At 70.8% G+C, this 17,401-nt stretch carries 13 protein-coding genes, 1 tRNA gene and 2 pseudogenes; 10 read left to right on the forward strand and 6 right to left on the reverse strand.

Annotated features, from left to right (window positions below; translation table 11 throughout):
* Positions 1-100 precede the first annotated feature (100 nt).
* The 4 genes from DDQ41_RS14660 to DDQ41_RS14675 all read left to right on the forward strand — a co-directional run bounded on the left by DDQ41_RS14660 (position 101) and on the right by DDQ41_RS14675 (position 2,816).
* A complete protein-coding gene (locus DDQ41_RS14660) occupies positions 101-1,003 on the forward strand; it encodes a radical SAM protein (RefSeq protein WP_109294903.1) in 903 nt (300 codons plus the stop codon).
* Between the two features lie 61 nt (positions 1,004-1,064).
* Complete coding sequence (locus DDQ41_RS14665) at positions 1,065-1,637, forward strand: hypothetical protein (protein WP_109297739.1); 573 nt, start codon at positions 1,065-1,067, stop codon at positions 1,635-1,637.
* On the forward strand, positions 1,555-2,217 hold the full coding sequence (locus tag DDQ41_RS14670; RefSeq protein ID WP_109294904.1) for a methyltransferase domain-containing protein: 663 nt from the start codon (positions 1,555-1,557) through the stop codon (positions 2,215-2,217). Before DDQ41_RS14665 ends, DDQ41_RS14670 begins: the two co-directional genes overlap by 83 nt.
* Positions 2,218-2,228: 11 nt before the next feature.
* Positions 2,229-2,816, forward strand: coding sequence for a class IV adenylate cyclase (locus tag DDQ41_RS14675; protein WP_109294905.1), 588 nt, complete (start codon positions 2,229-2,231; stop codon positions 2,814-2,816).
* Positions 2,817-3,576: 760 nt separating this feature from the next.
* On the opposite strand, the pseudogene DDQ41_RS32465 reads toward DDQ41_RS14675, so the two are convergent.
* Positions 3,577-3,753, reverse strand: a pseudogene (locus DDQ41_RS32465) (IS1634 family transposase); the annotation flags it as partial.
* Here DDQ41_RS32465 and DDQ41_RS32470 point away from each other — a divergent pair.
* The 4 genes and pseudogenes from DDQ41_RS32470 to DDQ41_RS14700 form a co-directional block, all read left to right on the forward strand.
* Positions 3,753-3,923: pseudogene (locus tag DDQ41_RS32470) on the forward strand (serine/threonine protein kinase); the annotation flags it as partial. The pseudogenes DDQ41_RS32465 and DDQ41_RS32470 sit on opposite strands and share 1 nt — an antisense overlap.
* Positions 3,924-4,943: 1,020 nt before the next feature.
* Entirely contained in the window at positions 4,944-9,023 is a 4,080-nt protein-coding gene (gene hrpA, locus DDQ41_RS14690) for an ATP-dependent RNA helicase HrpA (RefSeq protein ID WP_109294907.1), read from the forward strand.
* Positions 9,024-9,113: 90 nt separating this feature from the next.
* Positions 9,114-9,188 (forward strand) — tRNA-Asp (locus tag DDQ41_RS14695).
* A 122-nt stretch (positions 9,189-9,310) separates the two neighbouring features.
* A complete protein-coding gene (locus DDQ41_RS14700; protein ID WP_109294908.1) occupies positions 9,311-9,745 on the forward strand; it encodes a DUF6274 family protein in 435 nt (144 codons plus the stop codon).
* 425 nt (positions 9,746-10,170) lie between these two features.
* Here DDQ41_RS14700 and bldC read toward each other — a convergent pair whose 3' ends face one another.
* Together bldC and DDQ41_RS14710 are read right to left on the reverse strand one after the other, a co-directional pair.
* The gene (gene bldC / locus DDQ41_RS14705; RefSeq protein WP_003949541.1) at positions 10,171-10,377 is read right to left on the reverse strand and encodes a developmental transcriptional regulator BldC; all 207 of its coding nucleotides are present in this window, start codon (positions 10,375-10,377) and stop codon (positions 10,171-10,173) included.
* Positions 10,378-10,878: 501 nt separating this feature from the next.
* Entirely contained in the window at positions 10,879-11,724 is an 846-nt protein-coding gene (locus DDQ41_RS14710) for a hypothetical protein (protein ID WP_109294909.1), read from the reverse strand.
* A 155-nt stretch (positions 11,725-11,879) separates the two neighbouring features.
* On the opposite strand from DDQ41_RS14710, the gene DDQ41_RS14715 reads away from it, so the two are divergent.
* Both DDQ41_RS14715 and DDQ41_RS14720 read left to right on the forward strand, forming a co-directional pair.
* Complete coding sequence (locus tag DDQ41_RS14715) at positions 11,880-12,962, forward strand: Leu/Phe/Val dehydrogenase (protein ID WP_109297740.1); 1,083 nt, start codon at positions 11,880-11,882, stop codon at positions 12,960-12,962.
* A gap of 281 nt (positions 12,963-13,243) precedes the next feature.
* The gene (locus tag DDQ41_RS14720) at positions 13,244-13,492 is read left to right on the forward strand and encodes a DUF3073 domain-containing protein (RefSeq protein ID WP_017950140.1); all 249 of its coding nucleotides are present in this window, start codon (positions 13,244-13,246) and stop codon (positions 13,490-13,492) included.
* Positions 13,493-13,549: 57 nt separating this feature from the next.
* On the opposite strand, the gene purM is transcribed toward DDQ41_RS14720, so the two are convergent.
* The 3 genes from purM to DDQ41_RS14735 form a co-directional block, all read right to left on the reverse strand.
* Positions 13,550-14,614: a phosphoribosylformylglycinamidine cyclo-ligase gene (purM, locus tag DDQ41_RS14725; protein ID WP_109294910.1), complete on the reverse strand. Its 1,065-nt coding sequence runs from the start codon at positions 14,612-14,614 to the stop codon at positions 13,550-13,552.
* Positions 14,615-14,726: 112 nt separating this feature from the next.
* Positions 14,727-16,244 carry an amidophosphoribosyltransferase gene (gene purF / locus DDQ41_RS14730; RefSeq protein WP_109294911.1) on the reverse strand — a complete coding sequence of 506 codons (1,518 nt, stop codon included), beginning with the start codon at positions 16,242-16,244 and terminating at the stop codon, positions 14,727-14,729.
* A gap of 293 nt (positions 16,245-16,537) precedes the next feature.
* The gene (locus DDQ41_RS14735) at positions 16,538-17,389 is read right to left on the reverse strand and encodes an META domain-containing protein (RefSeq protein WP_109294912.1); all 852 of its coding nucleotides are present in this window, start codon (positions 17,387-17,389) and stop codon (positions 16,538-16,540) included.
* Positions 17,390-17,401 lie beyond the last annotated feature (12 nt).

Below are 17,401 nucleotides of genomic sequence, written 5' to 3' on the forward strand. Positions count from 1 at the left end.
TCCCTGGACGTCCTCGGACCGTCCCTGAACGCGGTGACGAGGTCCCCGGGCAGAAGGCCACGATCGGGCTCCCAACAGGCAGTCAGCCGAAGGAGCCGATGTGATCGGGGAAGTCACCGGGATCAAGAAGATCCGAATGCTGTACCTGCAGCTGCTCTACCGCTGCAACTTCACATGCCTGCACTGCTTCCACGGCAAGCGGCTCCAGTACGCCGACGCGTTCACCGCCGAGGAAGCCTCGAGCCTCCTCACCCTGATGCGGGACGAGTACGGCACGGAGGCCGTGACCCTGCTCGGCGGAGAGCCGTTCGTCCACCGGGATCTCGCGCAGGTCGTCCGCCACGCGAAGGAGGAGCTGGGCCAGCGCGTCGAGATCTGCACCAACGGGTACCGGATCGAGCGCCGCCTGACCGAGATCGCTGCGCACTTGGACCTGCTCAGGGTCTCGCTGGAGGGCGTCGGATCGACCAACGACGGCATCCGCAGGCAGGGCAGTTACCAGAGCGCCCTGAACTCGCTCAGTCTGGCGCGGGACCTCGGCGTTCCGACGGGCGCGACCATGACCGTCACCTCGCGGAACATCAATGAGGTCCTCCCTCTCGCAGGCGTCTTGGCGCAGCTCGGGGTCCGGCAACTCAAGCTCCACCACCTGCGGCCGGTCGGCAACGCCGCCGACCACCCTGAACTGCCGGTCACCGCCCCCTCCGCCTACGGCCGGCTACGCGAAGAGCTCGCCTCGGCCGACCTGCCCTTGGAGGTGATCGTCGACGAGGACCTCTCCGAACACGGCGCCCCGCAGGCGTGCGCACCGTCCGACGGACCTCGCGAGATCGACCGCATCGAGGCCGACCCACGCGGTGCGCTGACCATGTCCTGCAAGGCCGTAGGCAAGGACTCGCACGCCTTCTGGTACGAGAAGGCGGCAGGACGCATCGTCCACAAGCCCTCGTCCGCCGACGAGCTCACTCTCGCGGTGCCGGACGTGGTGTATGGCCGTGCCTGATCACCCGCGTTTCGAGAACCTTGAGGGATTACGCGGCACCGGTAAGTCCACCCTGGCGCCGATGCTCGCCGCCGCCCGACAAGCCGTCCTCGTCCCCACCGTCCCGTCCCTCTACCAGCCACTCAGACACGCAGTGGACGAGCGGACGAACATCGAGGCGCGGATGTGCCTCTACCTTTCTGCTCTGTTCACCGCGGCCGAGCAGATCCAGCGCCATCTCGACGCCGGCGTCCCGGTCGTCGTCGAGAGCTACTTCGCCCGGTGCCTCGCCACCCACCGAGCCCTGGGCTCCCGGCTCGGTATCACCCTGCCGAGCCGGCTGCCGACACCCGTCACGTACCACCTCGTCTGCGACGACGACGAACGACAGCGTCGCCTCGGTGGGCGGAACAAGCCGGCATCGCGGTGGGATGCACTGATCGAGACCGTCCCGGACCGGGTGACGGACGCCTATGCCTCGTTCCCGATGCACCGCGTCGACACCACGGGGCGCAGCCCCGACGAGGTCCTCCGCGTGATCACGGACATCGATACGCAAGGAGCGCACTCCCATGCAGACACAGAGCCTGTGGGAGCACACCCTCACCTTCTTCCCGCAGTTCCTCGCCACGTTACGGGAACGCGTCACCCATGACGCCACCGTCGCGGTTGTCGGCGCGAGCGACGGCAAGTTCGTCCTGCCCCTCGCCGCCGCCGGCTACCACGTCGTCGCCGTCGAACGCGACGCGGTCGCCCTGCACGGGGGCGACGTCCACCTCCCGGGTGACAGCCAGGCACACGCGTTGGGCCTGATCGACCGACTGAAGCTCGAAGAACTCCACGACCGCGTACAGGTCGTTGAGGACGACTTCCTCGACGGCGGACCCCTGGGCCTGCAGTGCGAGGCGGTCTGGACGAGCTGCTCGTGGCACTACAGTGCCAACCACCACCGCCCGCTCGCCGAGTTCGTCGACCGCATGCAGCGCCTGGTCCGCCCGGGCGGTCTGTTCGGCGCGGAGTTCATGATGCCCGTCGATAGACGCCACCACATGATCGAGCACTACACCTCTCCCGAGCGCCTTCGCCACCACTTCCTCGGCGACTGGGAGGTCCTGCTCACCCTGCGCACCAACGAGTTCACCGAGCGGCCCCACGTCGGCCAACTGCACGACCACACCCACCGCATGGGCCTGCTCATGGGGGCCCGGACGTCCACCCTCACCGACCACTTCTGAGAGAAGGCCCCATGAAGCACGAGTACGAGGCGAAGTTCCTGGCCGTCGACGCCGCCGGCCTCCAGGCCAAGCTGACCGCCCTCGGCGCCGTCCAGGCGTTCCCCCGCACGCTCCTCACCCGCAAGATCTTCGAGAACGACTCCCTGGATGGCGGGGCCTGGATTCGGCTGCGTGACGAGGGCACCCGCTCGACGCTCACGCTCAAGCAGGTCACCGACGCCACGACGATCGACGGCACCAAGGAGATCGAGACCGAGGTCACCGACCTGCACGCCATGGCCGACATCCTCCGCCGGGTCGGCCTCACCGAGGTGCGCTACCAGGAGAACTACCGCGAGGAGTGGCGCCTGGGCGAGGTCGCCTTCGACTTCGACACCTGGCCCGACCTCCCCACCTTCCTGGAGATCGAGGGACCCGACGAGGCGTCGGTGCGGCAGGCCGCCGCACTGCTGGACCTCGACTACTCCGAAGCCCGCTTCGGCAGCGTCGATGAGATCTACAAGAGCGAGGCCGGCCGCGACATCCTCGCCGAACCCACCCTCCTGTTCTCCGACGCCGAGAAGCAGGAGGACGCTGCTACGACGGCCCAGACCCGTTAATCGCGGAGGCGGACGAGCAATGCTGACGGAAGTCGCCTTACAGCACAGGGTGATCCCCGGGATCGCCGAGTTCGCCCGCGGAGGACTGCCCGCACCGGCGGCCACCGACGACGGCAACGAATGGGTCGACGGATTCTGCTGGCTCTACTGCGGGCAGCGATGGACACGCGTCCTGTGGATCGGCCCCGCGAATGTCGCTGGCGCCCAGGCGCCGATGTACGCGTGCGGCCCCTGCATCCGCGTGCTGCAAGAACGGGTCTGGCAGTCCCTCCTCAGCAGAGACCGCCCGGACCGCTCCGTCCAGCCGAGCGAAGCCACCGCGGTGGGACAGCCGACCTCCGGCAGGCGGACCGGCAGGCACCGGGGTCAGAGCAGGTTCCTCCGCCGAGGTTAAGCCCCCGCCCTGGTCACGCAGGTGCCCGCCGTCCCCCGCGGCGCGAGCCCCGTGACCAGGGCGGGTCTTGGCGTGCACTCTTTCGACAGAGAACTACGCAAGACAAAGGCCCGACGCTTCCCGCTACCTGCGGCGCCGGCGACCCCAGCCAGGGGCAGGCCGTTCGAGGGAGCGTGGCTGGCACTCGGTCACAACGCCCACGGCGAGAAGGCCAGCGGCATTGAGGCGTCCCGCAGGGCCGACGCCCCACCGCCTGAGTTCCGCAGTTGGTAGGCATGCGGATGAGTCGAAAACAGGGATTGAGCTGCGGAAACGTCGGGATGGCGCCCGTGCGGGCGTGTGCCCACGTGGGCACGTTATGGCTGGTCAGGCCGGGTCTGCGGCGGTGATCCGTGGCGGCGGTTTGATGCCGCAGGCGCGGTAGAGGGCGGCCTGCTGGCTGGTGAGCGGGGTGGTCTGGGTGATCTGTCCGGCGTCGCCGGTGAGGGTGACCTCGTGCACGCGGCCGAGTTCGGTGCTGATCCGGTTCCAGGTCTGTCCGGTCGGCGGCCCGGCGGATCCGGGGCGGCTGCACGGCCCGGCTGGTCGCCGCGGACCTCGAGGCGGACCGGCCCTGGTTCGCCACCCAGTACGTACCCGGACCGTCCCTGCACGACAGGGTGGCGGGGGACGGCCTGATGTCCGCCGCGGAGACGGCCGCCGTCGGGGCGGCGGCAGGCAGGGCGGGCAGCAGTTCGTGCGCGGCGGAGCCGCGCGGCGGCACGGCGGGGCCGGGCCCGCCGTCACCGGATCCGTCGCCGCAGCCGGGGACCCGCTGGTCGCCCGGCGAAGCGATCCCGTGCGGCACAGAGCCGCGCGGCACAGGGCCGTGCGGCACGGCCGTGGCGACGGGCAGCGGCACGTCGGCCTTCGGCACCAGGGCAGCGGAGGCAGCCCCACCGGCCCGCGGAACCACGACACCGGACGCGGCCCCACCGGCCCGGTGGTCCGTCGCGACCCGCGGCCCGCCGGGCTCGGGCCCGCCACCGGTGGCCGCGGCCGTACTCGTCCCCGCGCAGAGAAGTGCCCCCGTCAGCACCGCCATGAGCGCCGCCACGACCGCGAGGGCGCGGTGCCGCCAACGGCTGCGGGGGCTGGGCATGGACGGGGGCTCCTGGGGTCGACGTGCCCGCAATCGTACGGGTCCACCGCTCGACGGGCCGGTACGCCCTGCCCCGTAGCGGCCGTCCGGAACCCTCGCCCGCCCGCGCTCCGTGGCGCCACCCCTGCGCCGTCCCCGCGCCGTCCCGGCCGGACGCGACCCGCCGCGGCACGGCCACCCGCGGACGGCAACACCCGTGCCCCTCGGCGGAACCGGCCGTCTCATCCGCCCCATCCGCTCCATCCGCCCCCGTACACCGGCCACTCACTCCCGTACACCGGCCACCGACTCCCGTACACCGCCCCCGCCGCGCACCGCAGCCCCCCGAGGCGGTCACCGGTCACCGGTCACCGAACCGCCGCCCCTGCCCGGCCCGTCCCGCCGGCCCGCCGTTCCGCCGGCCCGCGGCGCGTCCGGCCTACCCACCGCGATCCGCCACCGCGGACCGCGGACAGCGGACGACGGACAGCGGACGACGGACGACGGACGACGGACAGCGGACCGCCGACGACGGACCGCCGACGGCCCGTGTCGCGGAACACCGGAAATGGGTTCGCCAGTCCCCTCGACCGGGTGCGATCCTGGATCCCGTATGTCTACTTCCTTCGCCGACCTCCAGAAGCGGCTGGCCGAGATCTCGCTGCGTGACGCGCACCGGCTCGGGCGGCGCCTCGAGGGCACCCGCCGCATCCGCAAACCCGAGGCCCGGCAGGCCGTGCTCGACGAGATCGCGGCCGAGGCCGGCAAGGCCGCCGAGCGGACCGCCGGGCGCGCCGCGCGGGTGCCCCGGGTCACGTACCCGGAACTGCTCCCGGTCAGCCAGAAGAAGGACGAGATCCTCGAGGCGATACGGGACCACCAGGTCGTGATCGTCGCGGGTGAGACCGGCTCGGGCAAGACCACGCAGATCCCCAAGATCTGCCTGGAACTCGGCCGCGGCGTACGCGGCATGATCGGGCACACCCAGCCGCGCCGGATCGCCGCGCGGACGGTCGCCGAGCGCGTGGCCGAGGAGCTGCGCACCCCCCTCGGCGAGGCGGTCGGCTGGAAGGTCCGGTTCACCGACCAGGTGAACCCGGACGCGACCTTCGTCAAGCTCATGACGGACGGCATCCTGCTGGCCGAGATCCAGACCGACCGCGAGCTGCACGCCTACGACACGATCATCATCGACGAGGCCCACGAGCGGTCCCTCAACATCGACTTCCTGCTCGGCTACCTCTCCCAGCTGCTGCCCAGGCGACCGGACCTCAAGGTCGTGATCACGTCCGCGACGATCGATCCCGAGCGCTTCTCCCGGCACTTCGGCGACGCGCCGATCGTGGAGGTGAGCGGTCGTACGTATCCGGTCGAGGTGCGCTACCGGCCGCTGCTCGAGGAAGCGGAGCCCGACGCCCGCGGGAGCGACCGGGCCGACCGGGCCGACCGGGCCGGCGGGGGCGCCGGGGGCGGTGACTCCGACCGCGACCAGATCACCGCGATCTGCGACGCGGTCGACGAACTCCAGCGGGAAGGGCCGGGCGACATCCTGGTCTTCCTCTCCGGCGAGCGGGAGATCCGCGACACCGCGGACGCGCTGAACAAGAAGAACCTCCGCCACACCGAGGTCCTCCCCCTCTACGCCAGGCTGTCGCACGCCGAGCAGCACCGCGTCTTCCAGCCGCACACCGGCCGCCGGATCGTCCTGGCGACGAACGTGGCCGAGACGTCCCTGACGGTGCCGGGCATCAAGTACGTCATCGACCCCGGCACCGCGCGCATCTCCCGCTACAGCCACCGCACCAAGGTCCAGCGGCTGCCCATCGAGGCGATCAGCCAGGCCAGCGCCAACCAGCGCAAGGGCCGCTGCGGCCGTACGTCCGACGGCGTCTGCATCCGGCTCTACGGCGAGGACGACTTCCTGTCCCGGCCGGAGTTCACGGACGCCGAGATCCTCCGTACGAACCTCGCCTCGGTCATCCTCCAGATGACCGCGGCCGGGCTCGGCGACATCGAGAAGTTCCCCTTCATCGACCCGCCGGACCACCGGAACATCCGGGACGGCGTGCAGCTGCTGGAGGAGCTGGGCGCGCTCGACCCCGCCCAGAAGGACCCGGGGAAGCGGCTGACCCAGACCGGCCGCAGACTCGCCCAGCTGCCCGTCGACCCCCGGCTGGCCCGGATGGTCCTGGAGGCGGACAGGAACGGCTGCGTCCGCGAGGTCATGGTCATCGCCGCCGCGCTGTCGATCCAGGACCCCCGGGAGCGCCCCGCCGACAAGCAGGCGCAGGCCGACCAGATGCACGCCCGCTTCAGGGACGAGACGAGCGACTTCCTCGCCTTCCTCAACCTCTGGAGCTATGTCCGCGAGCAGCAGAAGGATCGCGGCTCGTCCGGTTTCCGCCGGATGTGCAAGCAGGAGTACCTGAACTTCCTGCGCATCCGCGAATGGCAGGACATCTACTCCCAGCTGCGCACGGTAGCCAAGCAGATGGGGCTCCGCGTCGAGGAGCCCTCGGCGGGCACCGGCGCGCCCGAGCAGTCCGTCCATGTCTCCCTCCTCGCCGGCCTGCTGTCGCACATCGGGATGAAGGACGTCAAGGACACCGGGAGGGAGGGCGGGAAGGGCGCCGCGCGGGACGGCGGGAAGGACGGCGCGCGGGACGGCGGGAAGGGCACGGCGAAGAACGAGTACCTGGGCGCCCGGAACGCCAGGTTCGCCGTCTTCCCCGGCTCGGCGCTGTTCAGGAAGCCGCCGCGGTTCGTGATGTCCGCCGAGCTGGTCGAGACGTCCCGGCTGTGGGCGCGGGTCAACGCGAGGATCGAGCCCGAGTGGATCGAGCCGCTCGCGGCACACCTGGTCAGGCGCACCTACAGCGAGCCGCACTGGGAGAAGGACCAGGCCGCGGTGATGGCGTACGAGAAGGTCACCCTGTACGGGGTGCCGATCGTCGCCCATCGCAAGGTGAACTACGGCCGGATCGACCCGGAGACGAGCCGTGAGCTTTTCATCCGCAACGCCCTGGTCGAGGGCGACTGGCGGACCCACCACAAGTTCTTCGCGGACAACCGCAGGCTCCTCACCGAGGTGGAGGAGCTGGAGCACCGGGCCCGTCGGCGCGACATCCTCGTCGACGACGAGACCCTGTTCGACTTCTACGACCAGCGGGTGCCCGAGCACGTGGTGTCCGGGGCCCACTTCGACTCGTGGTGGAAGCACAAACGCAGCGAGCAGCCGGAGCTGCTCGACTTCGAGCGCGAGATGCTCATCAACGAGAAGGCCGGGGCGGTCACCAAGGACGACTACCCGGACTCGTGGCGGCAGGGACGGCTGAAGTTCCGCGTCACGTACCAGTTCGAGCCGGGCGCGGACGCCGACGGCGTGACCGTCCACATCCCGCTGCAGGTGCTCAACCAGGTCACCGGGGAGGGCTTCGACTGGCAGATCCCCGGACTGCGCGCCGAGGTCGTCACCGAGCTGATCCGCTCCCTGCCCAAGCCGATCCGCCGGAACTACGTGCCCGCGCCGGACTTCGCCAGGGCCTTCCTGGAGCGTGCCGTCCCGCTGCAGGAGCCGCTGCCGGTCACGCTGGCGCGGGAACTCCAGCGCATGGTCGGGGTGCCGGTCACGGCGGACGACTTCGACCTGGCCAGGGTCCCCGAGCATCTGAAGGTCACCTTCCGGATCGTCGACGAGCGGCGGCGCAGGCTGGCCGAGGACAAGGACCTGGAGGCGCTGCGCCTGCGGTTGAAGCCGAAGGCGCGCCGGGCGCTGTCGGAGGCCGCCGCGGCCACCGCCGGACGGACCGGTGGCGGTGCCGTCGAGCGGACGGGGCTGAAGGACTGGACGATCGGGACGCTGTCGCGGGTCTTCGAGACCCGCCGGGCGGGCCAGCCGGTCAAGGCCTACCCCGCGCTGGTGGACGACGGCGACTCGGTCTCCGTGCGCCTGTTCGACACCGAGGCGGAGCAGGCGGAGGCGATGTGGCGGGGCACCCGTCGGCTGATCATGCTGAACATCCCGGTGAATCCGGCGAAGTTCGCCTCCGACCGGATGTCCAACCAGCAGAAGCTCGCGCTGTCGGCCAACCCGCACGGCTCGGTCCAGGCGCTCTTCGACGACTGTGCGACGGCCTCCGCCGACAGGCTGATCGCGGACCACGGCGGACCCGCCTGGGACGAGGAGTCGTTCCGCAAGCTCTACGACCGGGTCCGCGCGGACCTCGTGGACGCGACGGTGCGGACCGTCGACCGGGTGGGGCAGATCCTTGCCGCCTGGCAGGCCTGTGAGCGCCGTCTGAAGACCACCACCAGTCCGGCGCTCGCCGGCAACGTCGAGGATGTGCGCGAGCAGCTCGGCCGGCTCGTGCCGCCCGGCTTCGTGACCCGGACCGGTCTTCGGCGACTGCCCGACCTGATGCGCTATCTGGTCGCGGTGGACCGCCGGTTGCAGCAGATGCCGACCTCCGTCCAGCGCGACACGACGCGTATGGAGAAGGTCCGGGAGATGCAGGACGAGTACGCCTGGCTCCTGGAGCAGCTGCCCGCGGGCCGCCCGGTGCCGCAGGAGGTCCGGGACATCCGCTGGATGATCGAGGAGCTGCGGGTGAGCTACTTCGCCCACGCGCTGGGCACCGCCTACCCCGTCTCCGACAAGCGCATCGTCAGGGCGATCGACGCGGCGGCACCGTGACGCGGCCGTAGCCTTGAGTGAGTTCGACCGGACCCTCTGACCTGCTGTACAGTCTCTCTCGCAGCCAGCGCGAGAACGGCTGCGAAATCTGGTCCTGTGGAGCAGTTTGGAGTGCTCGCCACCCTGTCAAGGTGGAGGCCGCGGGTTCAAATCCCGTCAGGACCGCAGCTCAGCGAAAGGCCCGCACCCGATGGTGCGGGCCTTTCGGCGTATTGACTGGGGGCCCCGCCGCCGGTACCCAGTCAGGACAGGGGTTGCGGGGCCCCCGGATCCGCGGAGGTGGCGCGATGGCGGCATCCACAGCGAGACACGAGACCGGGGCGCTGCTGCGCGCCCATCTGTCGGCCGTCTCCGGCTATCGGCACCTCACCCGGCAGTGTCCGGTCTGCCATCGGCTGCTGCGCCTCGCCATGGACCCGGCGGAGGCCGTGCCGGAAGGGCCCGCGGCGCCGTCTGCCGCGTCCCTGGGGGGCCGTCAGACGCCCTTTGCCGCCCAGGCGCTGGGGAGCCGGGAGAACGCGGCGGGCGCGGCGGCGCGGGGCGCCCCGGGGCCCGGCACCACGGGGCTCGGCGCCACGGCGGACGCGGACACCGCGGTGGACGCGGACACCGCTGCGGGCGCCGGGTCCGGCACCGCGATCGAAGCCGGGCGTAACGAAGCCGGGCGTACCGAAGCCGGGCGTCGCGCCGGCTCCGGAGGCGAAGCCTCCGCCCGTCCATGACCGATGGCGCCGGACCCGCCACCGGGCGGGCGGCACGCCCGCCGTGCGGCGGTGAGCCGCTCCCGGCAAGACCTGCGGCATGTGACGGGAGTCACCAGACGAGTTCGGGGAGCGGTCGGCTCCGCGTACTCCTCTCAGGAGGAAAATCAAATACGTGCAATGGCACTACCGTCTGAGCAGCCCCGTACCATCTCACAGGGGCCCCGGAGGCCCCCTACGGGACACCGGCCCCCTCCCCGGAGTCGCCCCGGTCTCCCGGGCCGGCCACCCGACCCGCGGGTAGCACCCGGCACACAAAAAGATCGCGCTGGACCCGGCGGAGTCCAGCGCGATCAAACGACGAAACCTGTTGGGGCAGGCGCCCGCCGTGTCGAGCTCATTGCAGGGCTGCCGGATTGGGGCCCGGAACGCCCTTGATCGGGGTGTCAGGCCTCGCTGCGCTGCTGCGGGATACCCGCCAGCAGTGCACGGACCTCAGCCTCGCGGTACCGGCGGTGTCCACCGAGCGTACGGATGGACGTGAGCTTGCCTGCCTTGGCCCAGCGCGTAACCGTCTTCGGGTCCACGCGGAACATGGTGGCGACCTCAGCCGGGGTCAGCAGCGGCTCGGCATCAGGGGTGCGAGCGGTCATGAGCGGCCTCCTCGGGAGAACCGAACCTTCTCGGTTCTTTCCTCTAAATTCTGCACCTTGACCCGCGTTGCCCGAAATGGCAGACGCGGGCCGAGTCGGTTATAGGACGAACGGCTTGTCCTCGGCACTACAACTACACCATCTGTCCAGCCACGGCGGCCAAACCGATGGAATTGCCCTCTCAGGTGTCCATCAGCGGCGGAAGCCGATGGTTCATGCCATAACGGACAGTCACGCCACAGTGACGATCAGTCACAGAGTGATCAGGAGTCATCAGACCCCCCATACAGTGCAATGCTGAGATTTCCGCCCTTAGGTAGGCGGAAGGAACCCTCCCCGGACTCCTTGTCCTATTTTGGCATGAGGGTAGGCAAGGGTTGCAAGCGGCGACTTAGTGCCGTCCATCACGCTTGAACCAAAGGCCCGGATCGGGATTTACGTCCCCTACGTGCCCGGTTCATGCCCGGTTCGGTACCGGGAAGCGTACGCGACGTTCGAGCGTCAGTTCGCGAACCGGCGGTCCCGGACCGCCCGCCAGCGGTCCGCGAGCCGGCCGTAGGCCTCACCCGCACCGTCGCCGTCACCGTCCCGGAGGGCCGCGATACCCGCCGCCACATCGGCGGCCGACCGGTCGCCGGCCAGCAGGTCCGGGGGCAGCGCATGGACCAGCCCGCCGTAGTCGAGTTCGACCAGGGAGCGCGGGTGGAAGTCCTCGAGCCAGCTCCCCACGTCCACCAGCCCCTCCGTGAGCGGGCCCTCCTCGACGGCGTCCCGCAGGGTCTTCAGGGCCCGCGCCACCCTGCGCCTGGCCTGGACCATCGGTGTGCGGTAGCGCAGCACGGGCGGCACCCCGGGCACCGCACCCGGCTCGTACTCGCGCTCGTCGTCCGCGAACAGGACGAACCAGCGGACCGGCACCTGCCACACCGCCGTCCTGATCCACGGGCGGGCGTCGGGGTTGCGGTCCCGCCACGCCCCGTAGTCGGCCGCCGCCTGGCCGCGCACCACCGGCGGAAGCACCGCGTCGAGCACGGAGGGCGGGAAGAGTCCCGCCAGCTCCTCCAGGGCCAGCCAGCCGCGCAGCCGGGTCCGCCAGGGGCAGACCCGGACGACCCCGTCGTCCTCGTTGACGAAGGCGTCGGCGCTCTCGTGCACCGGAACCGGCACGGGAGGCGTGGGCAGCAGGTCCGCCAGGGACCGCCGGAGCTCGTCCTGGGCGGTGGGGGCCCGCCCGGACCGGGCATAACGGGACCAGTGACTCCGCTCGGGCTCGGGGAACGCCGCCAGGGGCTCGTACACCCGCAGGTACGACGCGTACGGGACGAGCACTGAAGTGACGGCCGGCATGTCGCAGATCCTTCCACGCGCGTACTCCGGGAGAGGGTGATCCTGAGCACCGGGACCGACCTACCCCCGCGTAGGACTTACCCTCTTGCCCATCAGGTCCCTCCCCACCCGCAGGAGGGCCGTCAATCGCCGCTTCGTACTTGGGAGTCACCACCGTGACCGATGTGACCGACGGCGTCCTGCACACCCTGTTCCACTCGGACCAGGGCGGACACGAGCAAGTCGTGCTCTGCCAGGACCGCGCCAGTGGTTTGAAGGCCGTCATCGCCATCCACTCGACCGCTCTGGGCCCCGCCCTGGGCGGCACCCGCTTCTACCCGTACGCCTCCGAGGAAGCCGCCGTCGCGGACGCGCTGAACCTCTCCCGGGGGATGTCGTACAAGAACGCCATGGCGGGCCTCGACCACGGCGGCGGCAAGGCCGTGATCATCGGGGATCCCGAGCGGATCAAGACAGAGGAACTGCTGCTGGCCTACGGCCGGTTCGTGGCGTCCCTCGGCGGCCGCTACGTCACCGCCTGCGACGTCGGCACGTACGTGGCCGACATGGACGTGGTGGCCCGCGAGTGCCGCTGGACCACCGGCCGCTCCCCCGAGCACGGCGGCGCCGGCGACTCCTCCGTCCTCACCGCCTACGGCGTGTTCCAGGGCATGCGCGCCTCCGCCCAGGCCGAGTGGGGCGACCCCACACTGCACGGCCGCACGGTCGGGGTCGCGGGTGTCGGCAAGGTCGGCCACCACCTGGTCGAGCACCTGCTCGAGGACGGCGCCCAGGTCGTCGTCACCGATGTACGCGAGGAGTCGGTACGGCGGATCACCGACAGGTTCCCGCGGGTGCGGGTGGCCCGGGACACCGCCGAGCTCATCCGCACCGAGGGGCTGGACGTCTACGCCCCCTGCGCCCTCGGCGGAGCGCTGGACGACGAGACCGTGCCCGCGCTGACCGCCCGGATCGTGTGCGGCGCGGCCAACAACCAGCTCGCCCACCCGGGTGTCGAGAAGGACCTCGCCGACCGCCGCATCCTCTACGCGCCCGACTACGTCGTGAACGCGGGCGGGGTGATCCAGGTCGCCGACGAGCTGCACGGCTTCGACTTCGACCGCTGCAAGGCGAAGGCGTCGAAGATCTTCGACACCACTCTGGCGATATTCGCACGTGCGAAGGACGACGGTATTCCGCCGGCCGCGGCCGCGGACCGTATCGCGGAGCAGCGGATCGCGGAGGCGCGCCGCCGGTAGCATCCCGCGGACACCCCTCGCCGACCGGGCGAGACAAGACTCACTGCCGGTCGGCGAGCCGCTCGCCGAGAAGAGGTTAAAATCGCGGTTGACCAGCGAGGACGGGGCACCTCGCGGGTCCTGCGAGGTGGCACGTGATGCGGGCGGCGTACCGTATGGCCGCGGAAGCAGGTACCGTTGAAGCCCTACGGACCGGTCTCTCCACGGAGAGCCCGCTCCGAACCATGAACGCGTGTCAAGACTCTGGGGCCGTCGAGCCCCGTCACCGAGGGGGTCGAGCCATGGGGCGCGGCCGGGCCAAGGCCAAGCAGACGAAGGTCGCCCGCCAGCTGAAGTACAACAGCGGTGGGACGGATCTCTCACGTCTGGCCAGCGAGCTGGGCGCATCGACGTCGAGTCAGCCGCCGAACGCGGAGCCGTTCGAGGACGACGAGGACGACGACCCGTACGCCCGCTACGCGGAGATGTACAACGACGAGGAGGACGAGGACGAGGAGTCCGGTCCTTCGTCGCAGCGTCGCGGCGCTTGACGCGCGCATCCTTCAGACCCGGTCCGGGGCCCGGCCCCGGACCGGGTTCTGTGCTGTTCAGCTCGCGTAGTCGCCGACCATTCCGGCGCCGGTGGAGTGCTCGCCGCGGTCGGTGACCTCACCGGCGACCCAGGCATCCACGCCGCGGTCGGCGAGTGTCGTCAGCGCGGCACCCACCGACTCCCGCGGAACCACGGCCATCATGCCGACGCCCATGTTGAGGGTGCTCTCCAGCTCCGCGCGCTCGACCCGGCCGGCGGTACCCACGAGGTCGAACACCGCGCCCGGCGTCCACGTCGACCGGTCCACGACCGCGTGCAGCCCGTCGGGGATCACGCGCGCGAGGTTGGCCGAGAGTCCACCGCCGGTGATGTGGCTGAAGGCGCGCACCTCGGTGGTGCGGGTCAGCGCGAGGCAGTCCAGCGAGTAGATCCTGGTGGGCTCGAGCAGTTCCTCGCCGAGGGTGCGGCCGAACTCCGGGACCTCCCGGTCGAGCGTCCAGCCCAGCCGGTCGAAGACCACGTGCCGCACCAGGGAGTACCCGTTCGAGTGAAGGCCCGAGGAGGCCATCGCGATCACCGCGTCGCCCGTGCGGATGCGCTCGGCACCCAGCAGCCCGTCGGCCTCCACGACGCCCGTACCGGCACCGGCGACGTCGAAGTCGTCCGGGCCCAGCAGGCCGGGGTGCTCCGCGGTCTCGCCGCCGACCAGGGCGCAGCCGGCGAGGACGCAGCCCTCGGCGATCCCCTTGACGATGGCGGCCACCCGCTCGGGGTGGACCTTGCCGACGCAGATGTAGTCGGTCATGAAGAGCGGCTCGGCGCCGCAGACGACGATGTCGTCCATGACCATGGCCACCAGGTCGTGCCCGATGGTGTCGTACACGCCCATCCGGCGGGCGAGGTCGACCTTGGTGCCGACGCCGTCGGTGGCGGACGCGAGCAGCGGGCGCTGGTAGCGCTTGAGGGCGGAGGCGTCGAAGAGCCCGGCGAAGCCGCCGATGCCGCCGAGGACCTCGGGGCGGCGAGTCTTCTTCACCCACTCCTTCATCAGCTCGACGGCGCGGTCGCCCGCCTCGATGTCGACGCCCGCCGCGGCGTAGGAAGCACCTGTCTCAGACATTGCCTGGGATCTTTCGGTTGGGATGACGAGGGTGGTGAGGGTGGTGTGAGTGGTGACGGTGACGAGGTTGGGTGAGGGTGACGAGGGTGACGAGGTTGACGAGGGGACCTGATCACGGACGACGGAGCGCGTCGGCGGCGTCGGCGCCACCCGCAAGCTCGCTCTCCAGCAGCTGCTTGCCGAGCAGCTCGGGGTCGGGCAGTTCCATCGGGTACTCGCCGTCGAAGCAGGCGCGGCACAGGTTCGGCTTGTCGATGGTGGTGGCCTCGATCATGCCGTCGATGGAGATGTACGCCAGCGAGTCGGCGCCCAGCGAAGTGCCGATCTCCTCGATCGTCATGCCGTTGGCGATCAGCTCGGCGCGGGTCGCGAAGTCGATGCCGAAGAAGCACGGCCACTTGACGGGAGGCGACGAGATCCGGATGTGGACCTCGGCTGCTCCGGCTTCGCGCAGCATCCGGACCAGGGCCCGCTGGGTGTTGCCGCGGACGATCGAGTCGTCGACCACCACCAGCCGTCGGCCCTTGATGACTTCCTTGAGGGGGTTCAGCTTGAGGCGGATGCCCAGTTGGCGGATCGTCTGGGAGGGCTGGATGAAGGTCCGGCCCACATAGGCGTTCTTGACCAGGCCAGAGCCGTAGGGGATGCCGGAGGCCTCCGCGTAGCCGATGGCCGCGGGAGTGCCGGACTCCGGCGTCGCTATGACGAGATCGGCCTCGACGGGTGCCTCCTTCGCCAGGCGGCGGCCCATCTCCACACGGGAGAGGTACACGTTCCGGCCGGCGATGTCGGTGTCGGGGCGGGCGAGGTAGACGTACTCGAAGACACAGCCCTTGGGCTTCGCTTCTGCGAAGCGGGAGGTGCGGATGCCGTTCTCGTCTATCGCGATGAGCTCACCCGGCTCGATCTCGCGCACCAGACTCGCACCGCAGATGTCGAGTGCGGCCGACTCGGAGGCCACCACCCAGCCGCGCTCCAGCCGGCCGAGGACCAGCGGGCGGATGCCCTGCGGGTCGCGGGCGGCGTACAGGGTGTCCTCGTCCATGAAGACCAGGGAGAAGGCTCCCCGGACGTCGGGCAGGACCTTGGCGGCCGCCTCCTCGACGGTGAGGGGCTTGCCGTCGTCGTCCGTCTGCCCGGCGAGCAGCGCGGTGACGAGGTCGGTGTCGTTGGTGGCGGCGACCTGGGTGGCGCGGCCGTCCTGGCGGGGGAGGTCGGCGACCATCTCGGCGAGCCGGGCCGTGTTGACCAGGTTCCCGTTGTGGCCGAGCGCGATGGAGCCGTGGGCGGTCGCCCGGAAGGTCGGCTGGGCGTTCTCCCACACGGAGGCGCCCGTGGTCGAGTAGCGGGCGTGACCGACCGCGATATGGCCCTGGAGGGAGCCGAGGGAGGTCTCGTCGAAGACCTGGGACACGAGGCCCATGTCCTTGAAGACGAGGATCTGGGAGCCGTTGCTGACCGCGATGCCCGCGGATTCCTGGCCCCGGTGTTGAAGGGCGTAGAGCCCGAAGTACGTGAGCTTGGCGACCTCTTCACCCGGCGCCCAGACACCGAAGACGCCGCAAGCGTCCTGGGGGCCCTTCTCGCCGGGGAGCAGGTCGTGGCTGAGTCGTCCGTCACCACGTGGCACGGCACCGAGTGTAGGCGAGATCGACCACTGGTCCGAATTGGGGATGCGGCGCAGAACCGCCCCGACGGGATCAGAGGTTCACACAAAAGCCGCGTAACGAAGCCTTTGGGGGCTCCTACGGGTCAGTAGAGGGCGTGCACGGGCGTGCCGCACATCACTCTCCGCACCGGCGGAGCGGGGGCTGCGGCTCCGGCTGGGCGGGGCCGGTGCGCACAGCGCGCGGGGCGGGCGCGCACAGCGGGACCGCCGGCCGTTCAGCAGGGGGCGCGGGCACCGCCGGCCCCGCGCGGCCGTCAGCCCGCCACCGCCACCAGCCCCTTCCCACTGCCCGCGGAGGTGAGGGTCAGACTGCGGTGCCCGAGCTCGTAGGAGACCTGGCCGGTGAGGGCGTCGGCCACGGCCTTCTCCAGCATCCCGGCGGTGCCGGTGCACATCTTGCGGGTACTGGACAGCCGGCCGACGGTGAGCATCGCAGCGGCCGTCTCCACCTCGGCCCGGAAGTCGTTGCAGCCGAGGTTGCCGCTCAGGGAGCCGTCCTCGCCGATCACGAAGTGCGCCCTGCCCTCGGTGCCGGGCGGCAGGGAGGCGGCCGCCTCCCCCTGGAGCAGGGCGGTGACGGTCCACTCGGTGCCCGCCAGCGGGGCGGCGGGCTGCGCGGTCAGCGCGATCGAGTCGCCGCCGGCGGCCACCAGGGTCAGGTTCTTCTCCGACACCTCCGCCTTCAGCTCACCGGAGAAGGCCGCACGCAGCGCCTCCTCGAAGTCGGCGACACCCTGCGGGCAGCCCATCTCCGTCATCTCCCCGGGCCCGACCGTGATGGTGTCGCCCTTGATCGTCACATCGGCACCGAAGCGGTTGCAGCCGTAGTTGCCCTCGGCGCGGCCCTTCGCGCCCGCCTCACCGGCCTCGCCCGCCTCACCGGCGGTGAACTCGACGTGGGCTCCCGCCGGTGCCGCGGTCCTCTTGCCGTCGACGGTCACCTCCCGGACGGTCCAGTGCACACCGGTGACAGGGGCCTCGGGCCGCACCGAGCCGCCCGCGCCGTCCCCCGCACCCTGCCCCCGGCCCTGTTCGGAGCCGCAGGCCGTGAGCGTGACGACGGCCGCCAGGGCGGCGACCGCGGGAACGATCAGTTGAGTACGCATACCGGTCTGACG

Origin of the sequence: Streptomyces spongiicola, assembly GCF_003122365.1 — a bacterium.
Taxonomy (GTDB): domain Bacteria; phylum Actinomycetota; class Actinomycetes; order Streptomycetales; family Streptomycetaceae; genus Streptomyces; species Streptomyces spongiicola.